This is a genomic window from Microbacterium sp. Kw_RZR3 (assembly GCF_029222405.1).
Taxonomy (GTDB): Bacteria; Actinomycetota; Actinomycetes; order Actinomycetales; family Microbacteriaceae; genus Microbacterium.
Map to the genome: position 1 here is coordinate 1 of NZ_JARHXC010000128.1, position 6,513 is coordinate 6,513.

The window sequence follows — 6,513 nt, forward strand, 5'->3', positions numbered from 1 at the left end:
CGCGGGCCACGGACGAATCCTGTGGACAACACTCCTCCCCCTGCATGCGCATGTAAGAATGCATACCCGCCACAAAGGACACGCATGCTCCCGACACTTCGCCTCTCCGTTCCGTCGGCGTCGTCAGACGACGACAGCGACCGGGGATTCGCTCCTCGATGCCCGTCCTGCCTCACGGCCATGGTCGAGACCTGTTCCGGTCGCCTCGCGCACTGGTCCTGCGCGCACTGCGGACATATCCGCATCTCGTGATGCTGCCGCTACGCTGACCCCGTGGTCGTCAGCCTCCTCATCTCCGTCGCCGCCGTCGTCTCGGCGGTGCTCGTGGGGTTCGTCGCCCGCCGCATCCTCGGAACCGCCGTCGGGTGGCCGCGAAGCATCGTCGTCGGGCTGCTCGTCTTCTTCGTCGGCGTCCCCTTCGCGGAATGGACCCTCCGGCAGACGGGCACATCTCCGGACGCCTCGGGAAACGTCGGTCTGTGGCTCGCCCTGATCGCCCTCGCCATCGCCTGGGCCTTCGCGATCGGCGTGGCGGCACTGGTGGCGAGCGAAGCGATCTTCCCCACACGTCCCCTTCCCAACCCCGTCGATCTCGTCCGGGCCGCACTGCGGCAACGCAAGCGCACGCGGCGCTATCTCGAGATCCTGGCGATCGCTTCCCGACACGGCGTGGGCTGGCTGTTCCACGGCGGTCACGCACGAGTGGAACAGGAGCTGAGCACCGCGGAGGAGCGCGCCAACGCGATCGTCGCGACCATCAACGACGCCGGCGTCAGCTTCGTCAAGCTCGGTCAGGTGCTCTCGACTCGCCGCGACCTCATCCCCGAGCCGTACCTCAGCGCACTGTCGACCCTGCAGACCAAGGCGACGACCCTGCCCTGGGAGACGGTGCGCGAGGTGATCGAGACCGACCTCGGCACCTCGATCGACGAGGTCTACGCCGAAGTCGATCGTGCGCCGCTCGCGGCCGCCTCGGTGGCTCAGGTCCACCGAGCACGGCTGCTCGACGGGACGGAAGTGGTGGTGAAAGTGCAACGTCCCGCCGCGCGTGCGCAGGTGGAAGCGGATGCCGACATCATCGGGAGACTCGCGCATCGCGCCGAGGTCCGCACGCGGGTGGGGAAAGACCTTCACATCGCGTCGGTCGCGCGGGGCTTCACCGCGACGCTCCTGGAGGAGCTCGACTATCGCATCGAGGCGCGCAACACCGACATGATCCGTTCCACCCTCGAGCGCATCGACAAGGCGGAGCCCGATCGCCGGGGTCTCGTCTCGGTGCCACGGGTCTTTCCCGACGCGAGCGGGCCGCGGGTTCTGACGATGGACCTGGTCGACGGCGCCGCGTTGAGTGATTCCGCCGAGGCTCTCGCGACGCTGGGACCGGAGCAACGGGATCGGCTCGCCCAGGTGCTCATGTCCACGGTCATCGAGCAGATCCTCGTGTACGGCGTGTTCCACGCCGACCTCCACCCGGGCAACGTCCTCCTGAAGGGCGACGGCACCCTCGGACTCATCGACTTCGGCGCGGTGGGGATCATCGAACGCAGCCGACGCGAGCACATGACGGCCCTGCTCCTGGCCGCGCTGAGCGAGAACGACGTGGCGGCGACCGATGCTCTGCTCCTCATCGTCGACGCCCCCGACGACGTCGATCTCGAAGCATTCCGGCACGACGTGGGAATCGTGCTCACAACCGAACACCTGCGAACGGGCGGCCAGGGGTCGATCTTCACGCGCATGGTCGACGTCATCCGTCAGCATCGCATCGCCCTGCCCGGCGAACTCGCGTCGGCCTTTCGCAGCTTCGCGACCCTCGAGGGGTGCCTGCGCGTGATCGTCGATGACTTCGACATGGTGGGGCGCGCGTTGCCGCTGATGCCGACGCTGCTGCGGCGAACCCTGTCCGTGACGCGACTGGCGACGGACCTCCAAGCTGCGACCGTGATCTCGATGGCGCGCATCCAGCGCATGCCTCGGCGCCTCGAGGCTCTCCTCACGGGAATCGAGAAGGGCTCGATCGGCGTCACCCTCCGCTCCGAGGAGGGGAAGGATGCCGGCGGCATCCTGAACCGGGTCACGGCCGAGGCCGCATCGACTCTGGTTTCCATCGCGGCGGTGGTGATCGCCGTCGTCCTCATCATTTCCGGCGGAGGTCCGGTCCTCGGCGGATCCGTGACCCTCTTCGCGGTCCTCGGCGCCGTGATCGGGTTGTTCGGCTTCCTCGGGCTGCTCCGCATCGTGCGACGGACATTCGGCGGGCGCGGCTGAAGAATCGACGATCTTTCGTCGCGCCGATGCGCCCACAGGACACCGGGCGCCGCTACTGTGAGCAGCAGTCACCTCGTCGTTGCACCACCCGGACTCCAAAGGAGAAGTCCCATGGTCGTCACATTCCTGGTCGCCCTGCTCGCGTGGATCGTCATCTCACTCGGCGCCGGCATCGGCCTCGGCCGCATGATGGCGCGCGCCGAGACGGAGGACGGCCGCGTGCCGCCCCTGGCCGGTCGAACGGCCGGCACCACCGCCGCGCGACTCTGATCTCACCCGCTCCCTCCACGAAGGAGGGGCTCGGGCTTCGGGCCTACCGTGAGGCATGCCCATTGCCCGTGCGGTCGCTCGTCGCCGCCGAACAGCCATGACGACCGCGGCAGCCTACCTCATCGCCCTGGCGACGATCGTGTTCTGGCCCGAGCATGTGGATGCCTGGGCGGCCAGGTGGTATCCCGAACTGATCCGATCCGCGCCGTCCCTCTTCCCATTCGGAGTGGATGCCACGCTCAACGTGATTCTATTCCTCCCGTTCGGCGGCCTCTTGAACAGCGTTCTCCCACGGCGCCCTCTCAGCGCGATCGGACTCGCTTGGGTGACGTCGTTGCTCATCGAGATCGCGCAAGGGCTCTTCCTGCCCGGCCGCACGTCCAGCGCCATCGATGTAGCGGCCAACACCCTCGGCGCGGCTCTGGGGTACGCAGCAACGGCGCTCGTCAGGTGGCAGCGGCGAGAACGTTCGAAACGCCGACTGACGACGACGGCGACCGCCGATTCCGCCGACACAACGAGCGCGAGCCCCGCGGCGTGACGCTCCGTCGATCCGCCGGCGCTCAGCCGGGGGTACGGGTCGATTCTCGATACTCTCTGCGTGTCAGCGGCCGAACGGGGCCATGGCCTGTCCCGCCCGAGCCGAGCAGATCAGACGCGGCCTCGGCGATCGCATCAACGGCACTCGTGGCGCTTCTCTCGAAGTCGGCCCACACCGCGGGTCCCTGTCCGATCGGGTCGACGATGTCGTCTTCGCTTCGATCGACGTGACGCTCCACGGCGCGAACGCGGGCGACGGCGGAGAGCAGCGCCGGCCATGTGGCCGGAGCGTCCGTCGAGCGTGCCGCGCCGACGAGTCGCGCGAACTCGCGAACGGTGAAGACCGTCGCCATCAGGTCGGGCCGCATTCCCAGGACCACCCGCCGGTGTGTGCGCTCCGCACACAGCACCGTGGTTCCCGGGCGGAGCATCTGCTCATTCAAGAGCCGCGTGCGATGCTCCTCGAGCGAAAAGCCCTTCGCCAGCGCGAGGCTGCGTGCGCCCGCCTCAGCGCGGAGACCCGATCGGGCCGCGGTTCCCGCGCTCTCGAGGTCGACCCTGCCGGACCCCTTCTCCGCGAGCCGCTGACGTAGGAGGTTCTCGATGAACGGCGACCGGATCGCATTCGCCGTGCAGACGACGATCACGTGCGGCGCGAGCAAGGAACGTGGCGAGGACATCGAGGGTCTCCTTCCGCGTGGCGCCTCCACGCTCCCCCAGTCAAACGCAGGTTGCTCACGGCGGACCGCCACCGCCGTCCTCCCCACGAAGGACGAATTCTGGGGTGAAATCAGTGCGGCGTGACGCGTGACCATCCCGTCGTCGACCGCTTCGCGCGCGCATCGTCGAAGCGCGACAGCGGCGCCCTTCCCGACGCCACGCGACTGCCCTGTGCCCCCTCACCCCGCGTCATTCCGAAGCGCCGCGGCGATATCGCGATCCTCACGCAGAAGCCTGCCGAGAACACGCGCCGCCGCGGCGTCGATCGCAACGGTGCGTCCGGCTCCGAATTCGAGGGCGACCCACGTTTCGCGGTCGTCGGGGCCGCGGACGAGGCCCACTTCGATGTCGGTCACCGTGCCACCGCCGACGAACCCCTCCCGAACGCGCGCCGGAAAGCCCGTACCGGCGCTTCGATGCACCTCATCGTCCGGGTGGACGGTGTGACCATGCTCTGTCGTGCACCACACGAAGGCGCACTTCTCCGATCCCGGAGAATGCGCCGCGGGGATTGAGTTCATGCCTGACACCTCTCTCGCTGAGTCGTCGCTGCGCGACGACCCGATCATCGGTGGGCACGCACAAAGTGAACCACGACCCTCCGACATCGAGGTCAACGCCCGGGCGCAACCCCTCCTGGCCGCTCGGGAATCAGCTCATCCAGAGACAGATCGAGCACTTCCGCCAGCACGACGAGCGTCCTCAGACGGGGATTGGCGGGAGTCCCCGGATTGGACTCGCCTTTCTCGAGCTTGCGGTACGTGAAGGTGGCAAGGCCCGCCGCGTGGGCGACGTGCTCTTGGGAGAGTCCGCGCGTCGCGCGGGCGCGAAGAAGTCGCTTTCCCAGTTCCTGGGCGAAGTCGTTCCACGGGTCCGGCGCATCGTTCATCTCCCCAGCTTGATCCGCAGGCTACGCGCACATGAACATGTTTACATGTTGTAGCGACCATCAGCCTCGACGGGTCGTCACGCGAGGCGCGGGTGAAGGATCCCGAGAGTCGGGTGAGCGTTCAGGGGATCAGTGTCGAGCGCCGTCGGCGGGCTGAGCAGGACGCGAGAGTTCGCGCGGTCGGCCCCGGGAATCCGTCGACACCGGCGACTTCACCCGGACTCGGGCCCGTTCGAGCCGATCGAGACCGCGCCCGGCGAATGGCACAGTTCCGAGGCCCGCCGCATTCCTCCCGACCCCGCGGCGGCCCCTTCTCGGCCCTCGGCCGCCGTCAGTGGAGCGTTCATGAACTTCGCCGTCTCAACCGTGACTTCACCACCTCCCGCGTCACCCTCGCTCCCACGGCGTGCTCCGGGAACGTCGTGGGAGCGCCGGTACGCCACGATCCTCGTCCTCGTCGACACGGCCGTCGTGCTGGCCGCGGTCTTCGGGGCACAGCTGCTCTGGCTCGGACCTCATCCGATCGAGGTCAGCGCACTACCCGTGAGCTACACGGCCGTTTCCGTTCTCCTCTCCGCAGCGTGGCTCATCGCACTCGCGCTGAGCGGGAGCAGGCATCGTCGGGTTGTCGGACACGGCATCGCCGAGCATCGACTGATCATCGGGGCGTCGCTACAGCTGTTCGGCCTGATCGCGATCGGGGTCTACTTGGGAGGTATTGACCTGTCGCGCGGGTACTTCCTCCTCAGCCTGCCGGTCGGGACGGCCGTCCTGGTCGGTATGCGAACGGCCTGCCGGTCATGGCTCGTACGCCGGCGACGACACGGCGCGATGACGACGCGAGTGATTCTGGTGGGCGGGCAGCAGGAGAACTCCCGCGTCGCCGCCGAACTCCGACGTCGACCGGAGGTCGGGTTCGTCGTCGTCGGCGTTCACACCCTCACCGACGACGCGACCGACGGCGGGTGGGACGGGGATCAGTCACGCCTCCTGCGCGAACGGCTCCAGGATCTCGACGCCGACAGCGTCCTGATCACCGGCAGCGCACATCTCGAACCGCAGGACATCCGTCGGATCGGGTGGGGCCTGGAGCCGGGACGCGAGCACCTCATCGTCGCCCTCAATCTGGTCGACGTGGCAGGACCGCGCATCCACACGCGACCGATCGCCGGTCTTCCTCTCGTACACATCGAGACACCTCAGTACTCCGTCGCGCAACGAGTCCTGAAACGCGCGTTCGACATCGTCGGCTCGGCGACGTTGATCCTGCTCCTCTCACCCGTCCTGCTCACCGTGGCCGCCCTCGTGCGGATGTCGGGCCCCGGGCGCGTCCTCTTCCGCCAGCAGCGGGTCGGCCAAGGCGGAGCGCACTTCGGAATGCTCAAGTTCCGCTCGATGGTCGACGGTGCCGACGCGCGCCTGCGTGAGCTGCTGATCGAACAGGGAAGAGACGGGACGCCCCTGTTCAAAGTCGAGAACGACCCGCGCGTGACACCGATCGGACGGTGGCTGCGTAAGTACTCCCTCGACGAACTGCCCCAGTTGTTCAACGTCCTCCGCGGTCACATGAGCCTGGTCGGGCCCCGCCCGCAGCGCGATGCGGAAGTCGCGTTCTACGACGACGACGCTCGCCGGCGCCTCATCGTCCGACCGGGGATGAGCGGACTGTGGCAAGTGAGCGGTCGGTCGGCACTCGCGTGGGACGACGCCATCCGACTCGATTTGTTCTACGTCGAGAACTGGTCGCTCGTCGGCGACATCGTCATCCTGGCGCGAACCTTCAAGGCGGTGGTCGCTCCGGGGGCGACGGCGCACTGACGAGAGCA

General features: G+C 68.0%; 7 protein-coding genes. 4 read left to right on the plus strand and 3 right to left on the minus strand.

The genetic code is table 11. From position 1 onward, the window contains the following. Positions 1–273: 273 nt before the first annotated feature. The 3 genes from P2P98_RS06855 (at position 274) to P2P98_RS06865 (ending at position 3,079) form a co-directional block, all read left to right on the plus strand. Positions 274–2,268, plus strand: a complete 1,995-nt coding sequence (locus tag P2P98_RS06855; RefSeq protein WP_275798423.1) for an AarF/UbiB family protein — start codon at positions 274–276, stop codon at positions 2,266–2,268. A 111-nt stretch (positions 2,269–2,379) separates the two neighbouring features. After that, a complete protein-coding gene (locus tag P2P98_RS06860) occupies positions 2,380–2,538 on the plus strand; it encodes a hypothetical protein (protein ID WP_275798425.1) in 159 nt (52 codons plus the stop codon). A 55-nt stretch (positions 2,539–2,593) separates the two neighbouring features. Then, entirely contained in the window at positions 2,594–3,079 is a 486-nt protein-coding gene (locus tag P2P98_RS06865; RefSeq protein ID WP_275798427.1) for a VanZ family protein, read from the plus strand. Between the two features lie 22 nt (positions 3,080–3,101). On the opposite strand, the gene P2P98_RS06870 is transcribed toward P2P98_RS06865, so the two are convergent. The 3 genes from P2P98_RS06870 to P2P98_RS06880 form a co-directional block, all read right to left on the minus strand. Next, the gene (locus P2P98_RS06870) at positions 3,102–3,758 is read right to left on the minus strand and encodes a hypothetical protein (RefSeq protein WP_275798429.1); all 657 of its coding nucleotides are present in this window, start codon (positions 3,756–3,758) and stop codon (positions 3,102–3,104) included. Positions 3,759–3,977: 219 nt separating this feature from the next. Beyond that, positions 3,978–4,328, minus strand: coding sequence for a hypothetical protein (locus tag P2P98_RS06875; RefSeq protein WP_275798431.1), 351 nt, complete (start codon positions 4,326–4,328; stop codon positions 3,978–3,980). Positions 4,329–4,411: 83 nt separating this feature from the next. Beyond that, positions 4,412–4,687, minus strand: coding sequence for a helix-turn-helix transcriptional regulator (locus tag P2P98_RS06880; RefSeq protein ID WP_275798433.1), 276 nt, complete (start codon positions 4,685–4,687; stop codon positions 4,412–4,414). Between the two features lie 366 nt (positions 4,688–5,053). Here P2P98_RS06880 and P2P98_RS06885 point away from each other — a divergent pair, with 366 nt between their 5' ends. Continuing rightward, the gene (locus P2P98_RS06885) at positions 5,054–6,505 is read left to right on the plus strand and encodes a sugar transferase (protein WP_275798435.1); all 1,452 of its coding nucleotides are present in this window, start codon (positions 5,054–5,056) and stop codon (positions 6,503–6,505) included. Positions 6,506–6,513: the final 8 nt, after the last annotated feature.